A 25,509-nucleotide genomic window follows, 5' to 3' on the forward strand; every position below is an offset into this window, starting at 1 on the left:
GCAGCCTGCTTCATGGCCCTACGCTCCCAGCTTGATCTCGACGTCCACACCAGCAGACAGGTCGAGCTTCATCAGCGCGTCCACGGTCTGCGGGGTGGGGTCTACGATGTCCAGCATCCGCTTGTGAGTGCGGATTTCGAACTGCTCGCGCGACTTTTTGTCGATATGCGGACCGCGCAGAACAGTAAATTTCTCCAGCCGCGTCGGCAGCGGAATCGGGCCACGCACATTCGCGCCGGTGCGCTTTGCGGTGGAAACGATCTCACGCGCCGAAGTGTCGAGCACGCGGTGGTCGAACGCCTTCAGGCGGATTCTGATGTTTTGTTGCGCCATCGGTCCGGTCCCAACATGCACAAGAGCCGCGCAAAGGACATGTCGCCCCGGCAGCTCTTGCAATCCAAATTTTTTTCGCTTCGAGGAACTGCGTTTGCCTGTCGGCACAGCCAGCTCGCTAGAGGGACCGTGCAATACGCGCTCCGCCCCTCCCCGTCAACACCTTGCCACAAGATTCACCGCGACTTCGGCAGTTCAAACTCTGTGTCAGGCGCGCTAGTCGCGATTGACGGGGAATTGATCGCCCCGAAGGGCTGTCAAAGAGCATGAACGGCATAGAAAGCCGCGCCAGTCCGTGTGACACGATTCTGACAGGCACACAGTGCGCCCTCCGCCCCTCGGAATCAACACGCCGCTGCAGTTATTCCGCACCGATTCTCTGTTGGCTCCAGGGCGATTCAGCGCGTCCTCTTTCTGCGCACGAAAAACGCCCCGGAGCTGGGCTCCGGGGCGTTGATCTGTGCGGTACGCTGCGAACAGCGCGTGCGCTTAGTCGGTGATCTTGGACACCACGCCAGCGCCCACGGTGCGGCCGCCTTCACGGATGGCGAAGCGCAGCTTCTCTTCCATCGCGATCGGGGTGATCAGCTCAACAGACACTTCAACATTGTCGCCCGGCATCACCATCTCGGTGCCCTCTTTCAGGGTCACAACGCCGGTCACGTCCGTCGTGCGGAAGTAGAACTGCGGACGATAGTTGGAGAAGAACGGCGTGTGGCGGCCACCCTCTTCCTTCGTCAGGATGTAGGCCTCGGCTTCGAACTTCGCGTGCGGCGTGATCGAACCCGGCTTGGCCAGAACCTGGCCGCGCTCAACGCCCTCACGGTCGATGCCGCGCAGCAGAAGGCCCACATTGTCGCCCGCTTCGCCCTGGTCGAGCAGCTTGCGGAACATCTCAACGCCCGTACACGTCGTCTTCACGGTGTCGCGCAGACCGATGATCTCGATCTCGTCGCCCACGTGAATCACGCCGCGCTCGATACGGCCGGTCACAACCGTGCCGCGGCCCGAAATCGAGAACACGTCCTCGATCGGCATCAGGAACGCCTGGTCAACCGGACGCTCAGGGGTCGGGATGTACTCATCCACAGCCGCCATCAGTTCGCGGATCTTGTTCTCGCCGATCTCAGGGTCACGGCCTTCCATCGCAGCAAGCGCAGAGCCCGCAATGATCGGAATGTCGTCGCCCGGGAAGTCGTAAGAGGACAGAAGTTCGCGAACTTCCATCTCAACAAGCTCCAGAAGCTCTTCGTCGTCGACCTGGTCAACCTTGTTCAGGAACACCACCAGAGCCGGAACGCCGACCTGGCGCGCCAGAAGGATGTGCTCGCGCGTCTGCGGCATCGGGCCGTCAGCCGCGTTCACAACCAGGATGCCGCCGTCCATCTGCGCAGCGCCCGTGATCATGTTCTTCACGTAGTCGGCGTGACCGGGGCAATCCACGTGCGCGTAGTGACGGTTTTCCGTCTCATACTCAACGTGAGCCGTCGAAATCGTGATGCCGCGCGCCTTCTCTTCAGGCGCTCCGTCAATCTGGTCGTACGCGCGGAAGTCACCAAAGTATTTGGTGATCGCGGCGGTCAGCGTCGTCTTGCCGTGGTCAACGTGACCAATCGTGCCAATATTGGCATGCGGTTTCGTACGCTCAAACTTTTCCTTGGCCATTGTCGTGGACCCTCAAGCTGGAACATGGATTTGCGGCGCTTGCATCAGCCGACGGTCCGACTGCTGAACGATGCGCCTTGGCGATGGCGCGGGGCATAGCGCCCGCTCGCCCGCAAGGCAAGGGAGAAAGCGCCCCGGACGCAGGCTTCTGCAGATGAAGCTTCGTTCCGCCCCCTCCTCCGCCACCCCTTCATGTTCCTGGAACGGAACAAAAGCCCTGCCCCTTCGTTGTTTTACCAGGCTGGCGACCGTCAGCCGTCCAGCAGAACAGGAGAAGACGATGCGTATTCTCATTGCAGGCGCCACGGGTCACACCGGCCGCGCCCTCACCCGCAAGATCCAGCAATCGGGAGGCACGCCGGTCGCGCTTGTGCGGGAGAGTTCTGACGTATCCGTTCTGCCTGAGGGCGTCGAGACGCGGACGGGAGATCTGACCGCGCTGCCCGACGACGTGGCCGACTCGATGGATGCGGTCATCTTCGCCGCCGGCTCGGGCGGCGACACGCCGGACGCCCTGACCGACGCCATCGACCGGGACGGCGCCATCTCGCTCATCGAGAAAGCCAAGCAGGCCGGGGTTCAACGCTTCGTCATGCTCAGCACTGTCGGCGCAGACCAGCCTGAGCGCGGACCAGAAGCGCTGCGCCATTATCTCAAGGCCAAGGGCGAGGCCGACGCCTACCTGGAAACCGCTGGCATTGACTTCACTATCGTGCGCCCTGTCGCACTCACTCATGAGACCGGCGCAGGACAGGTCGAGGTCTCCGCCGGTCATGTGAGCGGAGAGAGTATTTCCCGTGAAGATGTGGCGGAAGTGCTGGAACGATGCGTCAGCGTCCCCGAAGCCTCTGGCGCCGTGTTTGAGCTGTCAGAAGGCTCTCTCAGCATCGGCGAGGCCATGGGCCTCATCAATCGCGCCGCCTAATCTGGAGTGTCCGGGTCCGAACGCGCCTGATCGCGTTCGACCCGGACATCTTTCGGCGTCGGCGGCGACCAGCGTCGGTCATTCATCGCACCCAGAACGCGCCCGCCGCCGCTCAACTCGTTCTGCTGACGTTCGCGCGCTTCGCGAGCTCTGGCGACGAAGGGCGGGTTCTTGTGATTTGGGATTTCCGGGTCATAAACCTCCGCCATCTCACGCAGGATCTTGCGATCCTCCTGAACGTAGGCGCGGCACATCTGTTCAGCGTCGAACGGATGCGCCCCCAGCGCCTCAAACGCGCTACGCCCGATCCGCACGCTGGAATCAAACGTCTCCCGGATCATGTCCCGGCACCCTACGGCATACAGATCATAGACATGCTCGCGCGAGACCGCCCGGGCGATCACATGCACATGCGGATGATTGCGGCGCACATGGCGGACCAGTTCGGTGATCTGATCTCGGTTGTCGATGGCGACCACAAGCAGCTCCGCCTGCTCGATCCCGGCGGCGTGCAGCAGGTCGGGCCGAGTCGCATCTCCGAAGAAGACCTTGATGCCGAAGGCGCGAAGCACTTCGAGCTGGCTTGAGGAATAGTCCAGAACGGTCGTGTCATGCCCGTAGGCGCGGAGCATGCGGTTGACTATGCCCCCGACGCGCCCATGTCCGGCGATGATGATCTTGGCCTTGGAATCGATCTCGTCGGCGTCCCGGGGCGTTCGCGATCTGGCCATCATCGCGCTGATCTTGTCATTGAGCACGAACAGGCCCGGCGTGATCAGCATGGACAAGGCAACCACAAGCAAAAGCAGGCTTGCGGTGGCGGGCGGCAAGATCGATTCAGAGACGGTCAGCGTCAAAAGCACGAAACCGAACTCGCCCGCTTGCGCCAGTCCCAGCGTGAACAGCCAGCGATCCGCCCCGCCGATCCGGAAGATCAGACTGAGCCCCCACAGTATCAGAGCCTTGATCACGATCAGTCCGAGCGTGAGACCCAACGTCACCCAGAGCTGGTCCGCCAACAGCGTGAAGTCGACAGCCGCCCCGACCGTGATGAAAAACAGACCCAGCAAAAGCCCGCGAAACGGATCGATATGGCTTTCCAGCTCGTGCCGGTATTCGGAATTGGCCAGAACCACGCCCGCCAGGAACGCCCCCAGAGCCGGCGACAATCCCGCCAGCGTCATCAGCAAAGCGATCCCCACCACCAGCATGAGCGCCGCCGCAGTGAACAGCTCGCGGAGCCGCGCCATGGCGATGAACCGGAACAATGGACGGGTCAGATAGCTGCCAATTCCCACGACCAGCGCAATCGCGGCGAGACTGATCAGCCCTCGCCCCCATCCGGGCACGCCTGCGAACAGCGCCAGATCTGCGCTTTCGCCGCCATGATCAGAGGCGGACGCCCCGGCATGTGCGGCTGCGTCGGCCGCGATCTCTGGTGAAGAGAGCAACGGGAACAAGGCCAGCATGAAAATGACCGCTATGTCCTGAAACAACAGCACCGAAAAACTGCTGCGACCGCCATCCGAATTCATCAGCCCCCGCTCGTTCAGGGTCTGGATGACGATGGCGGTGGAGGAGAGCGCCAGAATGAAACCTATGGCCACCCCTTGCCGCCAGGGCATGTCCAGCATCAGGCAGACGGCGATGACGACCGCTGCGGTCACCCCAACCTGCAGCCCGCCCAGCCCCATCAACCGGGCGCGCATATCCCACAGGCGACGCGGCTCAAGCTCCAGCCCGACGATGAACAGCATCATCACGACGCCGAACTCGGCGAAGTGCTGGATGGCGATCACATCCACATCAAGCAGACCCAGGATCGGGCTCAGCACGATCCCTGCGAGCAGATAGCCCAGCACCGATCCCAGCCCCAGACGAGACGCCAGCGGAACAGCGATGACCCCCGCGGTGAGAAACACGGTCGCCAGAAGCAGAAAATCACCCATCAGGCCGTCTCCCCATCGCGCACCAGAGCCTCAAGGTCTCGGGCCTGAACCAGGTCGAGCTCGCCAGCGCGGTCGCAATCATAGCGCTCCTCGCGCAACGCCATGATCAGCGCCTTATAGCCTTTCACATGATCGGGCAGGCGGTCATCCTCCGACGCGACGAGCGATTCAAACAAAACGTAGGGAGGCAAGTGCCGCATCTGACAGAGCCGCGCGGTCTGCTCCAGCGGAGTCAGGAAGGTGCGCAAAGAGTGATTTTGAAAGCCGTCAGGGCTGTACGCGTCTTCCGGAGACGACGCGGTGACGGCGCACATGAAGATCTTGTCCTTCAGCGCCTCTCCGCCGGAGCCATAGGCGAATCCATGCTCCAGAACCAGATCCATCCACTCTTTCAGAAGCGAGGGCGTGGAATACCAGAACAGCGGAAACTGGAAGATGATGACATCGTGCTCGACCAGACGCGCCTGCTCGTCCTCGATTTCGATATCGTGGCGCGGATACAGCTCGTACAGATCAACGAAGGTGACGCCGGCCAGATGATTGACGGCTTCCGCCATGCTCAGATTCGCACGTGAATAGCGTCGACCGGGATGAGCGAAGTAAACCAGTACGCGCGCCATGCTTCCTCCACCCTGTCACCATGACCCGCCTCGCCAGCAAGTCTTGCTCAAAGTGTGACGTGGTTCGCCCTCGCGGCGCAATCGCCGTCACGGCCTGCACGCGTTCGATTTCAGGAAATGCAGGGAAATGGAGCGGGTAGCCGGGATCGAACCGGCATCCTCAGCTTGGAAGGCTGCTGCACTACCATTGTGCTATACCCGCGCCGGACGAATTAGATAGCGTGTCCCTGACCCGCTTGTCGAGATGGCAGAAGCGGTCAGAATGCAGATGCCGGGATGCGCACGAACACTTTTCCGCCCATGCCTGACGGCAAGACGGGTAACGTTTCAGCTCATTTGAAAAGAAGTGGTGGAGGGGGCTGGATTCGAACCAGCGTACGCCGAAACGGGCAGATTTACAGTCTGCTGGATTTAACCACTCTCCCACCCCTCCACAGGGTTCGCGTCACCGCGAGAACGACTGATTGGGAGCTCAGTCGCCGGGCCAATTCAGGGTTCCACCGCATCAACCGATTGCGCAAGAGCGCTAAGGGCTTTAACGAGGCCGCTCCCTGATTTGGAGCGCGGACTATAGTCATGGCTTTTCAACGGCGCAACACCGATAAAAAGGGTTCTGCAGCGCGAAATGCAGCCCGACGTGACGGCCCCGATCAGGGGTGGATCTGGGGTCGCCATGCGGTCCTGGCGGCCTTGGCCAACTCCAAGCGAAAACACATCTCTTTGCATGTGACGCGCAATGCCGCGACCGAGCTGGACGACACCTTTCAGAAGCTCGCCGACATCGAATTGCCCGGCCAGATCACAGCCCGCTTGCCCGAAGGCGCGGTGCATCAGGGCTTCGCGCTGAAAACCGGCGCGCCGCCTGCGGAATCGCTGAACGCCGTGATGGAGCCCACCCATGGCTTGCTGGTCGTCCTGGACCAAATCACCGACCCGCATAATGTCGGCGCGATCCTGCGTTCGTGCGCCGCGTTCGGCGTCCGGGCTGTCATTGTTCAGGACCGAAAATCGCCGCCGTTTTTTGGCGCCCTGTGCAAGACCGCGGTCGGCTGCGCGGAGACCATTCCCCATGTGAAGGTCACCAACATCGCCGATACACTGATCGCGCTCCAGGAGGCCGGCCGCTATGTGATCGGACTGGCGGGCGAAGCGGAAGCCAGCCTGTCAGACGAAGTCGCCGCGAACGCCGGGCCGGGCCTGGTGCTGGTGCTGGGCGCGGAAGGCGATGGCCTGCGCCCGCGCGTGGCCGAGCATTGCTCGGCGCTGGCGCGCATTCCGATGGGGCCGAAAGCGGAAAGCCTCAATGTGTCGAACGCCGCGGCGATCGCGCTTTATGAAGCTTCCCGCTTTGATCCCCGGATCACCCCCAAAGCGGACTGACCCGATTCTCGGTCGGTCTAGCCGCCGGTGGTGAAGTCGCCGCCGCCGGAGGTGCGGATATTGCGCTGGCCGGTGACGGTGCGGATGTAAGCGTCAGAGCCGCCGCTCACATGGATGTCCACATCCTCGGCGATCCCGCCGAACCACAGATCGGACGAGCCGCCCAAGCGCGCCTCCACCGAGCTGGCGCGGCCCTGCTCGATGCGCACATCGCCCGAGCCGCTGCTGCTCATCTCCAGAACGCCGTCCATGCTGGCGACCTCCATGTTGGAGGAGCCTGAAATGCTGACAGACACATTCGTCGTGGCGCCAACCGACAGATCACCGCTGCCTGATGCTGCGTATTGAACACCGCCCGGGGCATTGCCGATTTCAACATTGCCGGAGCCAGACACGCTCGCCTCAAGGCTCGCCACATGACCAGCCTCGACTTCGCCGGAGCCGGAAATACCGACTTCCAAGTCGCCGCCCACATCCCCAAGCTCCACATCGCCGGAACCGGACACGGCCAGATCGACTGACTCGCCGATATCCTCGGCGCTCAGATGTCCCGAGCCAGACAGGGCCGCATTCAAGGCGCCGCCGATTTCGCCTACGCTCACATGGCCCGAACCGCGAATAGCCAAGTTTGCGTCGTTGTTTACATCACCTGCTTCAAGCGTTGAGCAATGCGACATCACCAGATCAAGCGATTGGGTCGCGCCCAGTTCGGCGCGGACAATGGAGTCATCGAGCTCCACGCTGGCCGGGTTCGGCGTCGTGATGATCAGAATCGGCAGCTCGTCAAAAGACAGCGCTTCGCGCCGATTGCGCCCGACACGCTGGTCCCGCCAGCCGCCAAAGCATCGCATGCGCCGCATGGTTTCACCGCCGTCCACGTAAAGCGCGCCGTTGGCATTGCGGATATCAGCGCTCGAGCCGCCGCGTTCGTATCGGGCTTCAAGCGCAGCGCCTTGTTCCACACGCACCGTCCCGATGAAGTTTTCAATCTCTACGGACGGCGCGCCGCCCGCTTGCATCGCCGTCGCCAGCGCCAGAACCATGACCGTCATATCGACCCTCATCTCTTTGAGTGTTGTTATCGTTCAGCGCGGGTTGTTCCCCCCCGGCGCCGTCGCATCAGCATGCTGGCTGATCAGACCCCACCGCAACATTGCGGCAAACTAAACTTTTCTCCATGTCGCGCCGGTCGACAGCCGCCGCTCAAAGCGCTTTGATGCCAGGCATGAGACATCACGCCCCCCGCACCGACCTCGCCACCCACAGTGTTGAAAACCAGTCCGAACCGCTTGTCGGCGTGAATTGGTATTCTGACGACGCCATGCTCAGGGACGCGTTGGCGCGCAATGGCGCGGATGTGCATGCAGACCGGCTGTCTTCCATGGGCGCCGAAATCGGCTCTGACAGCGTTCAGGACCTGGCCCGGATAGCGAATGAAAACCCGCCCAAATTCAAACCCTTCGACAGGTTTGGTCATCGCATAGACGAGGTCGAGTTCCACCCCGCCTATCATGCGCTGATGGAGCTGGGGCTGAGCCATGGCGTGTCGTCCGCGGCCTGGACGGAAAAGCAAGCGCCGCACTCGCTGCACGCCGCGCTTCTGATGCTGATGGGGACCGCGGACGCCGGTGTGTGCTGCCCGCAATCGATGACCTATGCCAGCGTGCCGGCGCTGAAGAAATCAAACTGGACCGGCCCCTGGATTCAGGGCGTCACGTCGGGGCGCTACGACCCCCGCTTCCTGCCGCCTGAAGACAAGGTCGGGCTGACGCTGGGCATGGCGATGACCGAGAAACAAGGCGGGTCTGATGTGCGCGCCAACGCCACCACCGCAGAAAGCCAGGACGGCGATGTGGTGACGCTGACCGGTCATAAATGGTTCTGCTCGGCGCCCATGAGCGACGGCTTTCTGACCCTGGCTTATGAAGGCTCAGGCGATGATGCGCAGCTGAGCTGCTTTCTCGTGCCGCGCTGGACCCCGGACGGGGAGCGCAACACCATCGAGATCCAGCGTCTGAAGGACAAGCTGGGGGACCGGTCCAACGCCAGCTCCGAGATCGAATACAAGGACGCCTGGGCCCGCCGTGTCGGCGATCCGGGCCGCGGCGTGCGTACCATCATCGAAATGGTCAATCACACCCGTCTTGATTGCCTGGCGGGCTCGGCGGGCCTCATTCGCAACGGCGCCGCCTATGCGGTCTGGCATGCCGACCGACGCAGCGCCTTTCAGCGTCGCCTGATTGATCAGCCGCTGATGCGCGAAGTGCTGGGCGAACTGGCGATGGAGGCGGAAGCCGCCCTCGCCCTCGCCTTCCGGGTCGCGGAAAGCTTTGACAAGGCCGAGACCGACCCGCACGAAGCTGCGCTGGCGCGCTTGCTTACCCCGATCGCGAAATACTGGATCTGCAAGCGCGCGCCGTACTTAACCTATGAAGCGATGGAGGCCCATGGCGGCGCCGGTTACGTGGAAGAGCATCCCCTGCCGCGCATGTTCCGCCAAAGTCCGCTAAACGCCATCTGGGAAGGCTCGGGCAATGTCATCGCCCTAGACGTGCTGCGCGCCCTGTCGCGTGATACGGCGGCGCGGGACGCCCTCGCCGCCGAGCTGGCGCCCGCCTTCGGCCGACACCCCGCTCTGGACGCGCGTCTGAACGCGCTGACCCAGATGGCCTCAGGCGGAATTGGCGAAGCGGATGCACGGCGATTTGCGGAGTGGTCAGCCACGGCTTTGACCGCCAGCGCCCTGATCCGCGCCGGGCTGGAGCCGGCGGCGGACGCCTATATCGGGCGCCGTATCGCCGAAAACCCGACATCTCTGGGCGCCGGCGAAGCCGCCATCGATCATGACTGGCTGATCGGGCGGGCGCGATTGGCGGGCTGATCAGGATTTCATGACCGGCTTGGTGTCCGAAGGTCCGATGGGCGTAACCACGGGTTTCTTGCCCGTCATCTGTTCACCCGTGATCTCGCATTGCTTGATCACGAGCACCTCAAAGCCTGCAGCCGCCTCTGTCTTGGACGGTGGATCGCTGTCGGGTACGGCGCCTGTCAGCGTGATCAAAACAGCCAGAGCCTGCATTGCTTTCCAGGCACGGCCTCCCCAGACGCTCAGGCTCACACGAAGCCGCGCGATGACGCTGCCGGGGCGAACCTCGATCAGCTCCACACTGAGCTGGTCATGCGTTGGCGGGAAACTGTCCGCCGGAGCGACCTCTTGCTGATACCAGGCGTTCAGTCGATCCCTGAGACCGTCAGCGAACTGCGCAGCGACAGAGCCCAACTCGCTTGTCTCAAGGTCGAGCCTGACCTCAATCTCCAGGCTGACATGAAACTCACCGTCACCATCATCGCCGAAATCGCCGCGAAAACCGCCGAAGCCGCCCCCCGCGCCGTTTGGTTCCTGCATAGGTACATCCGCCATGACACCTCCCTGACAGGCGAATTATCGACACCCTGTGAGCGCTCGCAACCCCAACAAGTCTTACCGAGGCAAAACACATGGCGGATGGACGCCGCCTATCCGAGAGTGGCGATTATGGCCGCGAAGCGTCATCCATGAACAGCGAGAGGAAACGGGCGGACAATGTTCCACCCGTCCGTGATCGCGTGGCATCGGCTGCACACGTCAGCCCAAAAGGCCATAGACGACCGTGCCCAGCACGGTGCCCAGCGCATAGCCCAGAACGCCCACGAGCACGCCCGGCGTCACAAGGTCGCGCCACCCCTTGGCGGCCGCCAGCGCCGGAGCGGTGGTCGCGCCCAGAATGGCAGCGTTGGACGCGATGATGATTTCAGGCAGGGACAGCTTGCAGAACTTGGCGAGCACGAACGCCACCACGCCATGAACGCTCACCAGAATGGCGATGAAGAGCATGATCAGCGGCGCATCGGCCAGCAATTGCGCCACATTGGCGCCGGCGGCGATGGCGCCGAAAAACAGGAAGGCGAACACCACGCCCAGCTCGAACCCGCCATTGAGCTTGGCCATTTGTGTCGGAATGGCCGTTGGCAGGATCAGCGCCAATAGCGTGATGAAGACGTATTTGAGATCGCCGAAGGATACGCCGATGGCCTCGCGCATCGCATCAGGCGACACCAGTCCGTCGCCCACGCTCGACAGCCATGTGCCGATGGCGACGACCGTCAGCGCATAGGCCAGGGTCAGCGCCAGAGACAAGGGCGTGGTCGCGCCCTCGCTGCCCTCTTTCAGGGTGTCGGTGTGGTCTTGCGTGTGATCACGCGACACGAAGCGCTTGGCGATCCAGGCCACGCTCGGCAGTACGGCCAGAACACCCAGATAGGCCGCGCTCGCCAGATGGTCAGCCGCGACAATCGCGGAGACAAGGCTGGGAGCGCCCTCGGCGAGACCGGTCATCTCGGTCAGCGGCCCGAAATTCACCGATCCTCCCACATACGACCCCGTCAGAGACGCAGCGACCGCCGCTTCCCAATCACCCAATCGGACCACCAGCACAGCGGTGAAGACGCCGATCACCGTCGCCAGGGACGCGATCAGGAACGCCCCGGTCATGCGGGTGGTCTCAAAGAAGATGCGCTTGAGGTCCGCCTTCATCAGAAAGAGCGGAATGAGCACCGGCACAGCGTAGGAGAACACGAACCCGTAGGCGGGCGCGTCAAACGGCAGGATGCGCAGATTGGACGCCAGGATCGCCAGCAGGATCGTCCACACCGTGCCGGTCAGCAGAGCGCCGAATTTGGTTTTTTCAAGCAGAAAGCCGGCAGCGGCGATCACGGTCAGCCCGGCCATCACCGCAAGGTGCTGGTCGGCGGGGATCAGGGAAGCATCCATCATAATATCCTGAATGGGTCAGTCGCCGGGCGGAATGACCGCATCAGCTTCAATCTCAACTATAAACTCGGGCCCGGCGAGCGCCGCCACGCCGATCATCGCGCTGGCGGGCGGAAACTCTGCGAACACCTTGCGATGCGCCTGCCCCACTGCGCGTTGTGTTTCAGGGCTCATATCGGTCACGTAAAGCCGAGTCCGCACGACATGACTGATATGGGAGCCCGCCTTGTCCAGCGCTTGCGCGATGATTTCAAGACATTGTGAGGTCTGGGCGCCGGGGTCGCCGGGCGCGAAGGGCTGTCCCTTTGCATCGACCGACACCGTCCCCGCCACGAACACCTGGTCGCCGACGCGCACGGCGCGGCGATAGGCGACCAGCTCTTCCCACGGCGCGCCGGAGGTGACGCGCTGGATGTCGTGACGGGGCTTGGTCAAGATCTACTCGCCTTCAGGCACGCCGTTGGCGAACAGGTCGAGCGCAATCGCGACCATGCCTTCAGAAGAGACGGTCACGGCGCCCTCGCCATCGGGATAGAAGAAGGGCGAGTGATTGGCGGGCGGAGTTTCACCGCGCGCCTGATACTCTTCCCACACGCTCTGCGGGGCGCCGCCCACCCAGAACATGAAGATCGGCACGTCTTCCTCGGTGCGGCCATAACGGGAGAAGTCTTCTCCGCCGGTCACAGGGTCCGCGGTCCCCACGGCGTTCTCGCCAAACCGGGCGGACAGCACGGCGCCCGCCTGATCAGACAGCGCCGGATCGTTATAGAGCGCAGGCGTGTAGATCTCTTCGACTTCCATCACCGGCATCAGTTCATCAGGCAGGCCCGCCGCCATGGCCTGACCCCGCGCGATCCGTTCGATCCCGCTGATCAGGCGTTCGCGCACCTCGTCAGAATAGGACCGCACGGTAATCTGAAGATGCGCCTCGTCGGAGATGATGTTGTGCTTGGTCCCGGCGTTGAAGGCGCCGACGGTGACGACGCCTGTTTCAAGCGGCGACAGCTCGCGGCTGACCAGCGTCTGCAGATTGGTGACGATCTGGCTGGCGAGGACCACCGGGTCCTTGCCCAGATGCGGCGAGGCGCCATGAGCGCCGACGCCGCGCACGTAAAGATCTACCGAATCCACATTCGCCATCGCCCAACCCGGCGCATAGCGGATCACGCCCGCCGGCATGTATCCCCAGGTGTGATAGGATACGACCGCATCCGGCGCCGGGAAGCGTTCATAAAGGCCGTCTGACAACATGGCGAGCGCGCCCAGGCCCACTTCTTCGGCGGGTTGACCGATCAACACCAGCGTCCCCGACCAGTCATCGCGGTTCTGGCTCATATAACGCGCCGAGGCGACCAGCGAGGTCATGTGCGTGTCATGCGCGCAGGCATGCATGACCGGGAAGGTGTTCCCCATCCGGTCCTCGCCCATGACTTCAGAGATGTAATCCACCGGCGTGTCTTCACGCACCGGCAGCCCGTCCATGTCGGCGCGCAGCATGATGGTCGGCCCCTCGCCGTTCTCCATCACCGCGACAACGCCGGTACGGCCAACGCCTTCGGTCACTTCGAAGCCGGCGCTGCGCAGCTCTTGCGCCAGACGGGCGGCGGTTTCGGTCTCCATGAAGGACAGTTCGGGATTTTCATGGAAGTGCTCGTAGAGCGCTTGCAGATGGTTATCCCAGTCAGTGGCGATGGCGGTGCGTAGATCGTCTTGAGCCAAAGACGGCGCGGTCAGCGCCAGCCCTGCGGCGGCGGCCATGAACAAATGACGCATAAGTGCGACTCCCCTTTTTTCTTGGCGGCATTGCAGACCGCTAGAGAGGAGAGGTCAACGAAGAAAGAAATTCAGGGTCAATCAAACAGGGCGTCGGCTGCGGCCTGGGCGGCGGCGCTGTCATCAATGCCTTCGCCTTCGATTCGCCCCTGTACGGCGGCGCGGGCCGCGGCCAGAAGCGATTCAATTTCGCTGCCCGCCATGGCCGAAGCGCCCGCGAAATCGCCGGCCTCGACTTTGGATTGGGCTTCGCGCATTTCGTCGTTCACGGCGGCGACGATGGTCTCAAGATGCGCTTTCAAGGTGTGGTCCACCGCGGCGTATGCGGCGATTACAGTTTCCTTGCCCACATAATTGGTGCGCTCGAAATGCTCTTCATAGGGAACAGGCTCCCACGCCAGGACTTCCTCGGCGAAGTCCGGCATATCGGGCAACATCTCAAGAAGCATGACCACCTCATTGAAATGATTGAGATAGTCAGTCGCCAAGCCGGTGTCGGGATGCACGTTGGCCGCCGTCAACGCCTCCGCTGACAGCGCGCCCGCACCCAAGGTCGCCGCTTCGCTCATGATCAGCCCCGTCGTCTGGTCCAACGCAGACAATGCCAAGTCAGCCTAAACGAAAGACTAACCGTCATGGGCGTATTCAGCGCGCGAACTCGCCTTATTCGGCGCCGCCGAAGCGCTCCGCCCACTCTGCGACCTGATCATCCTCTATCTTTGCGAACAGGATTTCAGCCGGCGTGAAGCTCTGACCCGGCTCAAGCGCAGCCAGAAGGGTTTTCGCATCCCCCGTCGGCCAGCCCTGCGCCCCTTCAAGACCCAGCGCTGACAAGATCTTGCCCGCCGCATTGGGAATTACCGGCTGAGCGGCGATGGCGCACAGGCGCACCAGATTGATCCCCACACGGACGCCCAACGCCGCCTGGACCGGATCGGTCTTGAAATGCACCCAGGGCTGAGCCTTGGTCAGGTATTCATTGCCCGCCGCCCACAGCGCGCGCGTTTCCGCGGCGGCTTTACGGAACTCCATCGCCTCGTAATGGCTAGCGATGGCGGCAAGACGCGTCTCGACTTCGGTTTCCAGCCAGGCTTCCGCCTCTCCCGGCGTTCCGCCCTCAGGGATCACGCCGTCAAACCGGCTGGCGCCGAATTTCAGGATGCGGTTGACGAAATTACCCAGAACATCCGCAAGATCCTTGTTCACGCTGGCCTGGAAATGATCCCAGGTGAATTGCGCGTCAGAGCCTTCGGGGCCATAGGCGGTGAGATACCAGCGCCAGTAATCGGACGGCAAAAGCTCCAGCGCCTGATCCATGAAGACGCCGCGCTTGTTGGAAGTGGAGAACTTGCCGCCATACCAGGTCAGCCAGTTAAACGCCTTGAGCGCGTCCACCGTCTTCCACGGCTCCTCTGAGCCCAGAAGCGTGGCCGGGAAGCTGACCGTGTGGAAGGCCACATTGTCCTTGCCCATGAACTGCACATAGCGCACATCGTCGGCGCCCTTGTCGGTGCGCCACCAGCTCTCCCAGTCGCCGCCGCTTGTCTCCGCCCACTCACGGGTCGCGGAGATGTATCCGATGGGCGCGTCAAACCAGACATAGAAGACCTTGTTTTCAAAGCCTTCACGCGGCTTACCGTCCTTGGTGACCGGCACGCCCCATTTGAGGTCGCGCGTGATGGTGCGGTCGCGCAGGCCTTCATCGAGCCATTTATAGGCGATGGATTTAGCGAATTGCGGCCACCCGTCGGCCGCGTCCACCCAGGCGCGAATGCGCGCTTCCATATCGGTCTGCTTGAGCTGCAGATGGCGTGTGTCGCGCACTTCGAGATTCTTGGAGCCCGACACCGCTGAATACGGCTCGATCAGTTCGATCGGATCCAGCAGCTTGCCGCAATTGTCGCACTGATCGCCGCGGGCTTTCTCAAACCCGCAATTGGGGCAAGTCCCTTCCACATAGCGGTCGGGCAAGAAGCGTTCGTCATCAATGGAATAGACTTGCTGCTCGACGACTTCGGCGATCAGCCCGTTTGCTTCCAGAACTTCAGCGAAGTGCTGGGTCAGTTCAGCATTCTGCTTTGAGGAAGTGCGGCCGAAATAATCCCAGCTCAGCGCAAACTGCTCACCGATGGATTTCTGGATCTTGTGCTGCTCGTCGCAATAAGCCCGCACGTCCTGCCCGGCGGCCGCCGCGGCCAGCTCGGCGGGCGTGCCATGTTCGTCCGTCGCGCAGATCGCCAGCACGTCATGGCCGCTCAACCGCATGAAACGCGCATATACGTCGGCGGGCAGCATGGAGCCGGCCAGATTGCCGAGATGCTTGACGCCGTTGATATACGGTAGAGCGCTGGTGATGAGTATGCGGGCCATGGGAAATAGATCCGGTCTGTCACGGGATGAGACGCGCACTCTTACCCAAGCTCACGGCAAAGGGAAACCAGCCCGGTTCAGCGGCCCGCCCCCATAACCTGCATTGTCTGCATCCGGGCGCTTGCCCAACAGACCGGCTCCCGCGTAGAAAGCCCAGACGCGCCGGCTTAGCTCAGCTGGTAGAGCAGCGGTTTTGTAAACCGAAGGTCGGGGGTTCGATTCCCTCAGCCGGCGCCATTTTCTCTGTTTTCTTGAAGTTCCTCGCTGACGCTGCGGGCGCACAGTCGCGCTTGCGAACCCTGTGGGTTCGGTGACGCCAGCCTCACTCCCCGCGCTCGGTGACTTGCACGCCATCCTCGATCCGGTCTGAGGGGTAGAGCACCAGGGTTTCACCGCTTTCGAGGCCATTGAGGATTTCAGCGTCAACGCCATTGGCCTGTCCGATCTCGACCTGGCGCAGGCGCGCGCGTCCATTCTCCACCACATAACAGGCCCAGCCGCCTTCACGTCGGAACAGCGCCGCCACCGGCGCGATCAGCACGTCCTCGCCGCGCCAGACCTCAATCGCCGGCTCCACCCGGAAGCCATGGCCCAGGCTCTCCCACATCTGCGGCGGGTCCAGCAGATCCAGCCGCACCCGCACCCGTTGCTCCTCGACGCCCAGCGCAGAGATTTTCAGAAATCCGAACGGCTCCACCCGGCTGACCCGGGCGCGCAAGGGCGGCGCCCCGCCCCAGTCTTCCAGCGTCGCCGCAGCGCCCTCGGTGATGCGGACGGCGTCGGTGGACAACAACTCCACGACGATTTCCAGATCTTCAGGGTCGCCCAGCTCCAGCAAGGGCGCGCCGGGCGCGACAACCGTCTCGCTCTCCTGAACCAGCCGGAGCACGCGGCCGCTGACCGGGCTCGTCACTTCCACCAGGCCGCGCGCATCACCGTTATCGCCCGGCTCCATCAGTCGCGCCGCCGCCGCGTCGCGCTCCGCCTGACGGGCGCGCACATTGGCGCGGGCTGTGTTCAAAGCGGCATCAGCGCTTCTGAGCGCCAGACGCGCCCGGTCCAGCGCGCCTTCGCTGACGGTGCCGCGCTCGTAAAGCGTATTGATCCGATCCATCTCGGTCTGTGCGAAATCAGCTTCAGCGCGCGCCCGCTCCACATCGGCTTGCGCAAAGCCCAACAAGGCCTCAGCCGAGCGCAAAGCCGCCTCGGCTTCACCCTGGCTGCGCGCGTCCAGAAAGGCCGGGTCAGAGGGCAGGATATTGGCCAGGACCTGTCCCACGCTCACCGTATCCCCCGCTTCAGGCTCCACCCGCAGCAGCCGTCCGCCGACAGGCGCTGAGACCGTGTAGACCTCTCGCACCCGCGTATAGCCCTCATCCTGAACGGTCACGGTCAGGACGCCGCGCTCGACAGTTGCGAAATCCGCCGGCACGGGGCGCGGCAGGAAGGCGTAAATGATCAACGCCAGGGCGATCAGCCCGGCTGCAGACCAGAACACCGTTCGAAAGTTCAATGTCATCAAGCGCCTCCTGGGCTATTCGCGAGTTTTCAGCACGGAGATCAGGTCAAGCCGGTTAATGCGCTGGCGCACGATCAACCCGCTGATCAGGGCGATCACGATCAGCACGCACGTCGTATAGCCATAGGTGGACGGCTCGATCACGAACGGCAGGCGGAAAAAGTCCGAGCTCATCGCCTTGGCCATGCCCCAGGCCAGAGCCGCGCCAGCGACCAGAGAAATCGGCAGGGCCACCAGGGTCAGGATGGCGCTTTCGGCGAGCAAGATGTAGCTGACCGCGCCCTTGGTGAAACCCAGAACCCGCAATGAGGCCAGCTCGCGTTCGCGCTCGGCGAGGGAGACACGTACAGAGTTATAAATGACCCCCAGCGCGATCATGCCGGCGAACAACGTGTAGATGAAGATCGAGCGGCCGATGGACCGGTCCATCAGCTCGGTGAAGTTCTCTCTGGCGATGGTGTGAAGCTGGACGCCCGCCACCAGCGGCGCATCTTTCAGCGCCAGATAGAGCGCGTCCGCAAACGCCGGATCCACGCGCAAATATACGCCAGAGATCACCCGTCCCTCACCCAGCGCCGCATTCAGGTCTTCAAGTCGCATCTGCGCGCCCGAGCCGATCAGCACGTCAGGCGTCTGGACCACCAGACGCTCAAGCCGCGGCCTGGAGCCTTCGGTGATCTGAGCGGTCAAAAGCTCTCCTGACTGCACATGAAGCCGGTTCGCCAGATCCTGCGACAAGATCAGACCGCCGGGCGGCGGCGACACCGTGCGCCCCTGGCTGTCCATCATGCGCGACAGGGCCGGATCGTCGATGACGCCCGTTATTCCCATCAGAACCTCACGATTGTCATAGCGAAGACGCGCGCTCGCTATCCGGAAGGGTTCCGCCTCCAGTACGCCCTCACGTCCGGCAAGGTCATGAAAGGCCGCCATGGTGCGCGGCTCGGTAAAGCTGACCGCCATGTCGTGCCGGTTGGAGAGGTCGAAATAATTTTCGATCATCACCTCCATGGCGTCGAGGAAATAGAGCGTCATCACCAAAAGAGCGCCGGAGGCGGCGATGCCGGTCACGGTCAGTCCCGCCCGCACAGGCCAGCGGAAGATCTGGCGCAACACCATCCGGCTTTGATGGTCGAGCAAGCTCAGCCGGGTCAACATCACCCCCGCGCCGCGCGAATAATCAGGCGGCGGCGGCGGGCGCATCGCCACCGCCGGCTCCAGCCGGGCCGCTTTGAGCACGGACCAGACCGCGCCGCCGCCAACTGCAACAACAGTGACCAGAACGCCGATGGCGTAAACAGACGGGCTGGCCGAAAAAATGAGAAAGGGGAAGCTGTAGTATTGCACATACATCATCGCCATGGCGTGACCGAGCCAGGTCCCCAAAGCGAAACCGATCACCAGCCCCAGCGCGGCGATAACGCCGACCAGCTTGAGATAGTGAAGGGACACAGCCTCTGACGAATATCCGAAAGCCTTCAACAGCCCGATCTGCTCACGTTCCACCGCGATCAGCCGTGAGATCACGATGTTCACCAGGAACGCTGCGACCGCCAGAAAGATTGGCGGCAAGATAGCGCCCATGGTCTGCAGCTGATCGAGCTCGCTTTGCAAGAAGGCGGCGGAGACATGCTCGCGGCGCGTATACGCCCCCGCCCCGCCATAAGGCTCGAGAATGCGGTCAATCGCGGCGCGTACGGGCGCTGGATCCGCCCCGCGTGACAAACGCACCACCACCTCATTAAAGGCGCCTTGCTGATCAGCGGCGGTCTCCAGCGCCTCACGGTCCATCCATAAAACGCCGAACAATAACGGGTCGGGCACGATCTGGCCGGGCGCGATGGCGTAGACGTATTCAGGCGAGAGAGCGATTCCAGAGATCGAAAGCCGCTCTCGCCCGCCCCGAATGGTGACCGTGACCGTATCGCCGACCGTCAGACCATGAGCGGTCGCAAACCCCTCCAGCACAACCACCTGATCGCGGCGCGCCGGGTCGGGCATGGAGCCGGAAACCAGATGAATGTCATTGACCAGGGGGCGTCCAGCGTGTGGCAAGGAATAGATGACGCCGCTGGGCGGTTCGGCCATGTCTGGAATGTCGAACAGGACCGGCGACAGGATGCGCGACTGGGCAGCCGCCACCCCGTCGATCCGGCGAATATCATCCAGCACCGCATTGGGCGCCCGCACCGCCGGCGCCCAGATATCAGCGAACCGATAGCGCTCGTAATAGGCGGAGCGGGTCTCATCGAGCGAGCCCAGCATGCCCGCCATCACCAGATGCACCGACACGCCGCCCGCAATCACCAGCGCAATCGCCAGCGCCTGGCCGCGCATGGACCAGACATCGCGCCAGAGCTTGAGGTCCAGCACTGAGAGCCAGCGCCGGGTCACCAGACAATCTCCTTGGGGTCCAGCTTGGTGGCGTTCTCCCGGTTTTCCCGGATCTGACCATCGCCGAAGACGATGACCCGATCAGCCATGTCCGCCACAGACGCGTTATGGGTGATGATGAACGTCGTCGCGCCCAAGGTCTCATTGACCTCGCGCAGCGCCTGCAGAACCTTGACGCCCGTCGCGGAATCCAGCGCGCCTGTGGGTTCATCGCATAACAGGACTTCAGGCCGTTTCGCGATGGCGCGCGCAATGGCGACGCGTTGCTGCTCGCCGCCCGACAGCTCAGCGGGAAAATGATGGATGCGTTCGTGCAGGCCTACCAGCGCCAGCGCCTCTTCCGGCGGCAGCGGATTGGGCGCCACTTCGGTGACCAGCGCCACGTTTTCAAGCGCGGTCAGGCTGGGCATCAGATTGTAGAACTGAAAGACAAAGCCCACATGATTGCGCCGATAGCGCGTCAGCTGACGCTCGCTGGCTTCATGCAGCGGTCGGCCGCGAAAGAACACTTCGCCGCTGGAGCCGCGATCCAAGCCGCCCAGAATGTTGAGCAAGGTGGATTTGCCGGACCCTGACGGCCCGAGCAACACGACGAGCTCGCCCTCCGGCGCCAGCAGGTTGACGCCGCGCAAGGCGTGAACGGCGCCTGCGCCTTCCCCGTAAACCTTGCAAAGATCGCGCGTTTCAAAACACGCTATGGGTGATGTGTTCGCCATCCGGCCTTTTTCATCCCCGCCTGATCAGGAACCATCTTAACGAGATCGGGGACCGATGGTCAGCCAGGACAGATGCGCGGGGCTGTTTCATCTTGCCGCACCTGCTCACGCACTGCCTTAATCAGGCCGCAAGCTCATGATTTTAGAGTGGAGATTGGCGCATCCTGCGACGCTTGGCGCATTTGCCGGGCCCCATGCGACGCGCTAGATGCTCATCCAGACCCGAGTGCAACAGGAGTAAGTTCCCAATGCGTATGATTTTCGCCGGTTTCGCCGCCCTCGCCCTGACCAGCGCGGCGCAGGCGCAAGACGACGCCGAAGCCAGCATCCTGACAGAGCTGGGCGAGCCCTATGTGAGCGCCAGCATCGAAAACGGCGCCCGCATCTTCCGCCGCTGCCAATCCTGCCACACTGTGGATGAAGGCGGCCGCAACATGGTCGGCCCCAATCTTCACGGCGTGTTCGGCGCGGAAGCCGGCCATAAGGAAGACTTCCGCTATTCACCGGCCATGTCAGAATCCGGGATCGTCTGGTCCGCTGAAACGCTGGACGCCTATCTGACCAATCCGCGTGAATACATCCCGCGTAACCGCATGAGCTTCGCCGGTTTGCGTGACGAAGAAGATCGCAACGACCTGATCGCCTGGCTGGCGGTGAACACGCACTAAGCGTTGTCCGCAAAAGCCCTGAACAAAAAACCTCGGAGCAGCGCTCCGGGGTTTTTCTTTGCTATTCCGCGGGCGCCGCGGGCGGATCGATCGGGTCGGCGCCGCGCACTTCGCGTGCTTCTTTTTCGAGCTGGCGCGTCACCCAGTTCGGCGTCTTGGTGTATCGGCCCAGAACACCGTACACGGCCGGCACCACGAACAGGGTGAACAGCGTGGCCACCATCACGCCGGTGAAGATCACCAGACCGATGGTCACGCGTGTTTCAGAGCCCGGGCCGCTGGCGATCACCAGCGGGAAGGCGCCGATGGCGGTCGAAACGCCGGTCATCAGGATCGGACGCAGACGGGTGACAGACGCCTCCAGCGTCGCCTCGGCGAGGGTCATCCCCTCTTCACGCAGCTGGTTGGCGAACTCCACGATCAGAATGCCGTTCTTTGCCGCCAGCCCGATCAGGATGATCAATCCGATCTGGGAGAAGATGTTCAGGCTCGACCCGCCCATATAAAGGCCGAACAGGCCGCCCGCGACGGCGAGCGGCACGGTGAGCATGATCACGGCGGGCTGGATGAAGCTTTCAAACTGCGCCGCCAGCACCAGGAAAACGATCAGAAGGGCCAGGCCAAACGCGAAATAGATCGCGTTGTTGGAGCGCAGGAATTCGCGCACTTCGCCCACATAGGTCGTGCCCACTTCCGGCGGCAGCGTGTTCGCCGCCCAGGCGTCGAGCCATTCCACAGCCTGACCGATAGTGTAATCGCCCTGGATGGTGGCCGAGACGGTGACCGCGCGCTGGCGGTCAATCCGCGAGCGGCTGGGCGCTTCGCCCACCTCACGCAGGTTCACAAGGCTCGAAAGCGGGATGAGATCGCCAGATTGCGCCCTGACGAACAAGGCCTCCAGGTCGTTCTGGCTGGACCGGTCCGCCTGCCGGTTCTCCATGATCACGTTATAAGCCTCGCCGCGATCAATGAATTGTCCGACCCGGCGTGATCCCAGATGGGTTTGCAAGGCGCCGCTGATGTCAGACACCGACACGCCAAGGGCTGCGGCGCGTTCGCGGTCAATATCGACCAGAAGACGCGGCGCGGTGGGTTGGTAATCCTTGCGGGCGCGGATGAGATTGGGGTTGCGCTCGGCCATGTCCGCGATCAGCCGGTCCGCTTCACGGTCCAGAAGCTCATATTCCGGACCTTGCAGCACGAACTGGATGTCGTCGCCGCCACCCCCGCCGCCCAAGGGCGAGCGCATGGAGACAAAGGCGCGAACGCCTGGCAACTGGCCCAAACGGGCGTTGATTTCATTGACGATCTCATCACCCGGACGGCGCTCGCCCCAATCGGTCATGCTGCCGATGACAATGCCGGAATTGTACCCCGACCCGCCCCAACCCGGCGACACCACCAGAACCCGGCGCAGTTCGCCATTGTCCAGATAGCTGTTCACGATCTCTTCGGCCTGCATCATCTGGCCGCTCATATAGTCAAAGCTTGCGCCTTCATGAGCGCCGACAAACCCAAAGAAACTGCCGCGATCAGACGGCGGGGTCAGCTCGCCAGGCAAGCGTGAGAACATGAAAGCCGAACCCGCCACCGCAACGATGATCAGCGGCGCGACGATCCAGGGCATGCTCAAAATGAGCTTCAGGCTGTGGCGATAGCTCACCTGAACCTGATCGAGGCCTCTGTTCACCCATCGGGCGGGACCACGCAGCTCGGTGCTGGGTTTGAGCAGTTTTGACGTCATCATCGGAGACAAGGTGAGCGCGACGAAGCTCGACAACACCACGGCGCCGGTGATGGTCACCGCCAGCTCAGCGAAGATCCGTCCAATGAGGCCCGGAAGGAAAATCAGCGGCATGAACACCGCCACCAAGGTCGCGGTGGTCGCGATCACGGCGAAAAACACCTGACGACCGCCGCGTTCACTGGCCAGCATGGGCGGTTCGCCCAGATCGACCCGGCGCTGGATGTTTTCCAGAACAACGATGGAATCGTCCACCACCAGACCAATCGCCAACACGAGCGCGAGAAGGGTCAGGATATTGATGGAGAAGCCGCCGGCCGCGAGGATGGCGAACGTGCCGATCATGCAGACGGGCACCACGGCCGCCGGCACGATGGCGGCCCGAAAGCTGCCCAGAAAGAGGTAAATCACCAGCACCACCAATGTGGCGGCCACGGCGAAGGTGCGCCAGACTTCCTTGATGGATTCCTTGATGAAGATCGTATCGTCAGACCCGGCGACAATTTGCATGCCCTCAGGCAATTGCGGACGCAGGCGATCAATAGCGGCGTTGATCTCTTCGGCCACGGCGACCGAATTGGCCTTGCTTTGACGCACAAAACCCAGGCCCACCATGTTCTCGCCATTTCCGCGGAACAGGGATCGATGCTCTTCAGCGGCCAGCTCGACATCCGCGACCTCGCCCAGACGGATCACATGGCCATCTTCTGACACCCGGATCGGCATGCGCGCGAAGGCGTCTTCATCGGCGAACAGGCGCTCGACCCGGACAAATAATTGCGTGTCGGAGGTTTCAACGGCGCCGCCCGGCGCCTCGACATTTTCAGAACGCAGCGCCGCTTCAATGTCTGACACCGTCACAGAACGCGCCGCCATCTCATAAGGGTCAAGCCAGATGCGCATGGCGTAACGGCGTTGTCCGCCAATACGCACATTGGCAACGCCGTCGAGCACGGTGAACCGGTCGACGATGTTGCGGTCCGCGTAATCGGTCAGCTCTTCGCGCGTCATCCGGTCCGAGCTGAGCATGTACCACAGGAAGGGCCGCGCATCGCTGTCCTGCTTGGACACTTCAAGGCCCTGCACGTCTTCTGGCATGCGGTCGCGAATGCGGGAGACGGCGTCACGCACATCGTTCGCCGCCGCTTCAATATCGCGCTCCAGGGTGAAGGTGATGGTGACGCGGGACGACCCATCGCGAGAGGATGAGCTGATCGTATCCACGCCTTCAATGCCGGACAGGCTGTCTTCGATCACCTGGGTGACGCGGTTTTCCATCACCTCGGCGTTGGCGCCGGGATAGTCTGCGCTGACAGAGACGATGGGGCGGTCCACATCGGGCATTTCTCGCAAGGGCAGCTCTTGCAAGCCCATGAAGCCGAAAACGATGATCAGGGCGCTCGCCACGAAAGCGAGCACGGGACGGCGAACTGCAATATCCGTCAGGGTCATCGGGCAGCCTCCCCGGTCTGAATTTCAAGGCCCTGACCACCGCCTTGCGCAGGCGCGTTCGCCAGCTCCAGCGGGGCGCCCTCACGCACGCGGTGTACGCCTTCAGACACGATGCGCTCTCCCAGGCTCAGGCCGTTCACGACTTCGACCATGCCCGCATTGCGCAGGCCCAGCTCGATGTCACGACGCACCGCCATCGGGCCTGCCTGGCCTTCGGTGATCACGTAAACAAAAGTCTGCTCACCAAAACGGACGATAGAAGACCCCGGAACGGCGGGACTTTCACGCTCGTCGCGACGCAGCTCGACCGTCATCAGCATGCCCGGGCGCAAGCGTCCATCGGCATTGTCGATCAGCGCGCGCACCGTGACCGTGCGCGTGGCGGGATCAATCCGGCTATCAACCTGGCTGACCTCGCCTTGAAACACCTCTTCAGGAAAGGCCGCGCTGCGCGCGCGGACGACCTGGCCGGCGTCGATCACGGACAAGAACCGCTCTGGAACGGTGAAGTCGAGCTTGATCACGGACGTGTCGTCGAGGCGGGCGATCACATCGCCCGGCCCCACCAATTCGCCAACACTGACGGTCCGCAGGCCGATCACGCCGGAAAACGGCGCCCGGATGATGCGATCCGCCATACGCGCTTCAATCGCCTCGACCCGCGCCCGGGCGCGATCCAGCGCCGCCTGCGCCTCGTCCAGACGGGTGCGTGAAGCGACGCCGCGATCTGTCAGGTCCTGAATGCGGGCGATATCGCGCTGCGTCTCGCGCAGGGTGGCGCGCGCCTCACTCAATCCAGCGGCTTCTTCTGCGTCCGCGAGCTCCACAAGGATTTCGCCCTGTTCGACACGCGCGCCTGAGTCAAAATCAAGTCGCGCAATGATGTCGGAGACCTTCGCGGTCAGGCTGACAGATTCATTGGCGCCCGCATTGCCCAGCGCTTCAACCACATCAGCGAAAGTGTCAGGCTGAACGGTGTAGACTGAAACCAGCGTTCGACCGCCGCCCCATCCTCCGCCCTGCTCTTCGCCGCCGGATATGGCGCGGATGATCACAGCCAGGGCCATGACTGCAAAAATCACTGCCGTCGCCGCCAAAAAGAGCCAACGCTGCATCTGCCCGTCTCCTGAACCTGTTTGTGCGCTCGATATGCGCCGTTTAATGCGAAAATCAAAATTCGCACGCTGAAAT

At 62.7% G+C, this 25,509-nt stretch carries 20 protein-coding genes and 3 tRNA genes; 5 read left to right on the forward strand and 18 right to left on the reverse strand.

Annotated features, from left to right (window positions below; all coding sequences use genetic code 11):
* Positions 1-18: 18 nt before the first annotated feature.
* The gene (gene rpsJ / locus G405_RS0101585; RefSeq protein WP_022699743.1) at positions 19-333 is read right to left on the reverse strand and encodes a 30S ribosomal protein S10; all 315 of its coding nucleotides are present in this window, start codon (positions 331-333) and stop codon (positions 19-21) included.
* 489 nt (positions 334-822) lie between these two features.
* A complete protein-coding gene (tuf, locus tag G405_RS0101590) occupies positions 823-1,998 on the reverse strand; it encodes an elongation factor Tu (protein ID WP_022699744.1) in 1,176 nt (391 codons plus the stop codon).
* A gap of 280 nt (positions 1,999-2,278) precedes the next feature.
* On the opposite strand from tuf, the gene G405_RS14685 reads away from it, so the two are divergent.
* Positions 2,279-2,923, forward strand: a complete 645-nt coding sequence (locus G405_RS14685) for an SDR family oxidoreductase (RefSeq protein WP_022699745.1) — start codon at positions 2,279-2,281, stop codon at positions 2,921-2,923.
* Here G405_RS14685 and G405_RS0101600 read toward each other — a convergent pair.
* The 4 genes from G405_RS0101600 to G405_RS0101615 form a co-directional block, all read right to left on the reverse strand.
* Positions 2,920-4,872 carry a monovalent cation:proton antiporter-2 (CPA2) family protein gene (locus G405_RS0101600; RefSeq protein WP_022699746.1) on the reverse strand — a complete coding sequence of 651 codons (1,953 nt, stop codon included), beginning with the start codon at positions 4,870-4,872 and terminating at the stop codon, positions 2,920-2,922. The genes G405_RS14685 and G405_RS0101600 overlap by 4 nt on opposite strands.
* On the reverse strand, positions 4,872-5,492 hold the full coding sequence (locus G405_RS0101605) for an NAD(P)H-dependent oxidoreductase (RefSeq protein WP_022699747.1): 621 nt from the start codon (positions 5,490-5,492) through the stop codon (positions 4,872-4,874). Before G405_RS0101605 ends, G405_RS0101600 begins: the two co-directional genes overlap by 1 nt.
* Positions 5,493-5,620: 128 nt before the next feature.
* A tRNA-Gly gene (locus G405_RS0101610) sits at positions 5,621-5,694 on the reverse strand.
* A gap of 145 nt (positions 5,695-5,839) precedes the next feature.
* A tRNA-Tyr gene (locus G405_RS0101615) sits at positions 5,840-5,925 on the reverse strand.
* Between the two features lie 143 nt (positions 5,926-6,068).
* Here G405_RS0101615 and G405_RS14690 point away from each other — a divergent pair.
* On the forward strand, positions 6,069-6,872 hold the full coding sequence (locus G405_RS14690) for a TrmH family RNA methyltransferase (protein ID WP_022699748.1): 804 nt from the start codon (positions 6,069-6,071) through the stop codon (positions 6,870-6,872).
* Positions 6,873-6,889: 17 nt separating this feature from the next.
* On the opposite strand, the gene G405_RS0101625 is transcribed toward G405_RS14690, so the two are convergent.
* Positions 6,890-7,924, reverse strand: a complete 1,035-nt coding sequence (locus G405_RS0101625; RefSeq protein WP_022699749.1) for a GIN domain-containing protein — start codon at positions 7,922-7,924, stop codon at positions 6,890-6,892.
* A gap of 173 nt (positions 7,925-8,097) precedes the next feature.
* On the opposite strand from G405_RS0101625, the gene G405_RS0101630 reads away from it, so the two are divergent.
* Positions 8,098-9,753, forward strand: coding sequence for an acyl-CoA dehydrogenase family protein (locus tag G405_RS0101630; RefSeq protein ID WP_022699750.1), 1,656 nt, complete (start codon positions 8,098-8,100; stop codon positions 9,751-9,753).
* On the opposite strand, the gene G405_RS0101635 is transcribed toward G405_RS0101630, so the two are convergent.
* The 6 genes from G405_RS0101635 to metG all read right to left on the reverse strand — a co-directional run bounded on the left by G405_RS0101635 (position 9,754) and on the right by metG (position 15,825).
* On the reverse strand, positions 9,754-10,293 hold the full coding sequence (locus G405_RS0101635; RefSeq protein ID WP_156861316.1) for a hypothetical protein: 540 nt from the start codon (positions 10,291-10,293) through the stop codon (positions 9,754-9,756). It abuts the gene before it with no gap.
* 204 nt (positions 10,294-10,497) lie between these two features.
* Positions 10,498-11,682 carry a DUF819 family protein gene (locus G405_RS0101640; RefSeq protein ID WP_028284462.1) on the reverse strand — a complete coding sequence of 395 codons (1,185 nt, stop codon included), beginning with the start codon at positions 11,680-11,682 and terminating at the stop codon, positions 10,498-10,500.
* 18 nt (positions 11,683-11,700) lie between these two features.
* Positions 11,701-12,117 carry a RidA family protein gene (locus G405_RS0101645; protein WP_022699753.1) on the reverse strand — a complete coding sequence of 139 codons (417 nt, stop codon included), beginning with the start codon at positions 12,115-12,117 and terminating at the stop codon, positions 11,701-11,703.
* Positions 12,118-12,120: 3 nt separating this feature from the next.
* A complete protein-coding gene (locus G405_RS0101650) occupies positions 12,121-13,455 on the reverse strand; it encodes an amidohydrolase (protein WP_022699754.1) in 1,335 nt (444 codons plus the stop codon).
* Positions 13,456-13,532: 77 nt separating this feature from the next.
* Positions 13,533-14,024, reverse strand: a complete 492-nt coding sequence (locus G405_RS0101655) for a hypothetical protein (RefSeq protein ID WP_028284463.1) — start codon at positions 14,022-14,024, stop codon at positions 13,533-13,535.
* Between the two features lie 94 nt (positions 14,025-14,118).
* Positions 14,119-15,825 (reverse strand): methionine--tRNA ligase, encoded by a 1,707-nt coding sequence (metG, locus tag G405_RS0101660; RefSeq protein WP_022699756.1) that lies wholly within the window; start codon positions 15,823-15,825, stop codon positions 14,119-14,121.
* Between the two features lie 161 nt (positions 15,826-15,986).
* Here metG and G405_RS0101665 point away from each other — a divergent pair.
* Positions 15,987-16,062 (forward strand) — tRNA-Thr (locus G405_RS0101665).
* Positions 16,063-16,147: 85 nt separating this feature from the next.
* Here G405_RS0101665 and G405_RS0101670 read toward each other — a convergent pair.
* The 3 genes from G405_RS0101670 to G405_RS0101680 are packed head-to-tail and all read right to left on the reverse strand — an operon-like array spanning position 16,148 to position 20,454.
* Positions 16,148-17,344 carry an efflux RND transporter periplasmic adaptor subunit gene (locus tag G405_RS0101670; protein WP_022699757.1) on the reverse strand — a complete coding sequence of 399 codons (1,197 nt, stop codon included), beginning with the start codon at positions 17,342-17,344 and terminating at the stop codon, positions 16,148-16,150.
* 15 nt (positions 17,345-17,359) lie between these two features.
* Positions 17,360-19,738 (reverse strand): ABC transporter permease, encoded by a 2,379-nt coding sequence (locus G405_RS0101675; protein ID WP_022699758.1) that lies wholly within the window; start codon positions 19,736-19,738, stop codon positions 17,360-17,362.
* Positions 19,735-20,454 (reverse strand): ABC transporter ATP-binding protein, encoded by a 720-nt coding sequence (locus G405_RS0101680; protein WP_022699759.1) that lies wholly within the window; start codon positions 20,452-20,454, stop codon positions 19,735-19,737. The genes G405_RS0101675 and G405_RS0101680 overlap by 4 nt, the downstream gene beginning before the upstream one ends.
* Positions 20,455-20,702: 248 nt before the next feature.
* Between G405_RS0101680 and G405_RS0101685 the strand changes: the two genes are divergently transcribed.
* Positions 20,703-21,122, forward strand: coding sequence for a c-type cytochrome (locus G405_RS0101685; RefSeq protein WP_233345973.1), 420 nt, complete (start codon positions 20,703-20,705; stop codon positions 21,120-21,122).
* Positions 21,123-21,183: 61 nt separating this feature from the next.
* On the opposite strand, the gene G405_RS0101690 is transcribed toward G405_RS0101685, so the two are convergent.
* A complete protein-coding gene (locus G405_RS0101690; RefSeq protein WP_022699761.1) occupies positions 21,184-24,318 on the reverse strand; it encodes an efflux RND transporter permease subunit in 3,135 nt (1,044 codons plus the stop codon).
* The gene (locus tag G405_RS0101695; protein ID WP_022699762.1) at positions 24,315-25,433 is read right to left on the reverse strand and encodes an efflux RND transporter periplasmic adaptor subunit; all 1,119 of its coding nucleotides are present in this window, start codon (positions 25,431-25,433) and stop codon (positions 24,315-24,317) included. Before G405_RS0101695 ends, G405_RS0101690 begins: the two co-directional genes overlap by 4 nt.
* Positions 25,434-25,509: the final 76 nt, after the last annotated feature.

Source organism: Oceanicaulis alexandrii DSM 11625 (genome assembly GCF_000420265.1).
GTDB classification, from domain to species: Bacteria; Pseudomonadota; Alphaproteobacteria; order Caulobacterales; family Maricaulaceae; genus Oceanicaulis; species Oceanicaulis alexandrii.

What these genes read in the sequence shown, in the direction of transcription:
- rpsJ (WP_022699743.1), bottom strand. Translation starts at nt 333, where the DNA reads ATGGCGCAACAAAACATCAGAATCCGCCTGAAGGCGTTCGACCACCGC.
- tuf (WP_022699744.1), bottom strand. Translation starts at nt 1,998, where the DNA reads ATGGCCAAGGAAAAGTTTGAGCGTACGAAACCGCATGCCAATATTGGC.
- G405_RS14685 (WP_022699745.1), top strand. Translation starts at nt 2,279, where the DNA reads ATGCGTATTCTCATTGCAGGCGCCACGGGTCACACCGGCCGCGCCCTC.
- G405_RS0101600 (WP_022699746.1), bottom strand. Translation starts at nt 4,872, where the DNA reads ATGGGTGATTTTCTGCTTCTGGCGACCGTGTTTCTCACCGCGGGGGTC.
- G405_RS0101605 (WP_022699747.1), bottom strand. Translation starts at nt 5,492, where the DNA reads ATGGCGCGCGTACTGGTTTACTTCGCTCATCCCGGTCGACGCTATTCA.
- G405_RS14690 (WP_022699748.1), top strand. Translation starts at nt 6,069, where the DNA reads ATGGCTTTTCAACGGCGCAACACCGATAAAAAGGGTTCTGCAGCGCGA.
- G405_RS0101625 (WP_022699749.1), bottom strand. Translation starts at nt 7,924, where the DNA reads ATGACGGTCATGGTTCTGGCGCTGGCGACGGCGATGCAAGCGGGCGGC.
- G405_RS0101630 (WP_022699750.1), top strand. Translation starts at nt 8,098, where the DNA reads ATGAGACATCACGCCCCCCGCACCGACCTCGCCACCCACAGTGTTGAA.
- G405_RS0101635 (WP_156861316.1), bottom strand. Translation starts at nt 10,293, where the DNA reads ATGGCGGATGTACCTATGCAGGAACCAAACGGCGCGGGGGGCGGCTTC.
- G405_RS0101640 (WP_028284462.1), bottom strand. Translation starts at nt 11,682, where the DNA reads ATGGATGCTTCCCTGATCCCCGCCGACCAGCACCTTGCGGTGATGGCC.
- G405_RS0101650 (WP_022699754.1), bottom strand. Translation starts at nt 13,455, where the DNA reads ATGCGTCATTTGTTCATGGCCGCCGCCGCAGGGCTGGCGCTGACCGCG.
- G405_RS0101655 (WP_028284463.1), bottom strand. Translation starts at nt 14,024, where the DNA reads ATGAGCGAAGCGGCGACCTTGGGTGCGGGCGCGCTGTCAGCGGAGGCG.
- metG (WP_022699756.1), bottom strand. Translation starts at nt 15,825, where the DNA reads ATGGCCCGCATACTCATCACCAGCGCTCTACCGTATATCAACGGCGTC.
- G405_RS0101670 (WP_022699757.1), bottom strand. Translation starts at nt 17,344, where the DNA reads ATGACATTGAACTTTCGAACGGTGTTCTGGTCTGCAGCCGGGCTGATC.
- G405_RS0101680 (WP_022699759.1), bottom strand. Translation starts at nt 20,454, where the DNA reads ATGGCGAACACATCACCCATAGCGTGTTTTGAAACGCGCGATCTTTGC.
- G405_RS0101685 (WP_233345973.1), top strand. Translation starts at nt 20,703, where the DNA reads ATGCGTATGATTTTCGCCGGTTTCGCCGCCCTCGCCCTGACCAGCGCG.
- G405_RS0101690 (WP_022699761.1), bottom strand. Translation starts at nt 24,318, where the DNA reads ATGACCCTGACGGATATTGCAGTTCGCCGTCCCGTGCTCGCTTTCGTG.
- G405_RS0101695 (WP_022699762.1), bottom strand. Translation starts at nt 25,433, where the DNA reads ATGCAGCGTTGGCTCTTTTTGGCGGCGACGGCAGTGATTTTTGCAGTC.